1 protein-coding gene and 1 pseudogene are annotated in these 886 nt (G+C 44.2%); both read left to right on the forward strand.

Going from position 1 to position 886, the window contains the following annotated elements:
• A partial coding sequence (locus AC1DWN_RS34475; RefSeq protein ID WP_477563301.1) for a PduL/EutD family phosphate acyltransferase occupies window positions 1–434 on the forward strand: 434 nt, incomplete at its 5' end.
• Between the two features lie 15 nt (window positions 435–449).
• A pseudogene (locus tag AC1DWN_RS34480) lies at window positions 450–886 on the forward strand (hypothetical protein); the annotation flags it as partial.

Raw genomic sequence — 886 nt, forward strand, 5'->3', positions numbered from 1 at the left:
GTCCAAAAGGCATGATCAAGGAAGTAAGAATATTGGGGCCCTCTCGTGAAGTTACCCAGGTAGAAATAAGTAGAACGGATGGATTTCAAATTGGAATCCATCCGCCTTTGCGGTTGTCTGGTGATATCGCGGGCACACCAGGGATTGCCTTGTATGGCCCGAAGGGAATTGTACTCATTAATGAGGGAGTAATTGTACCTAAAGCCCATATTCATATGTCACCGGATGATGCTGCAGGTTTTCAAGTATCGGATGGTGATAGAGTGCTTGTCCAATCGATGGGACAACGACCTATTCTCTTTAGTGATGTCATTATTCGAGTCAATCCCGGATACTCGCTTGATTTTCATATCGACACGGATGAAGCCAACGCGGGATTTATTAGTCAGGGAGATTTCGCTGCAATCGTTGAAGAATCATTATTAAAGGGATAGAAAAGAGGTGATAACGTGGATGTTAGAAAGCTTGTCCAAGATATTGCTAGGGAAATGTTGAGCTTAAGAATTGAGCCTAAACCGCCTAAGCTGCTCTTTATTTTTTGCGATAGTCGTGCGCATGAAGCTTATTTCGATCAATTCATCATGCTGGACAATCATGGCATCACTTATGATCTTATCTATCTGGATGGCATTACTTCTGCTTGGATGGGTATGCATAAAATAGAGTCGACCGGTTCGGGCGCGGGTAAGACGATAGCCATTGATGAATTCGCTCCTGCTCCGATAGAGCTTCCCAAGGATTATGATGGTGTGGTCATTCCTGAGATTGATTTAGATAACGCGTCCAGAATTGCTTTAGGCTTGAAGGGATCGGTCAAATCGGAGATTGTTTTCGCGGCATTATTACTTGAGAAACCAGTTTGGATTGGCAAGGGTAGTCCCGGGGT

Source organism: Paenibacillus sp. P4_A7 (assembly GCF_056402455.1).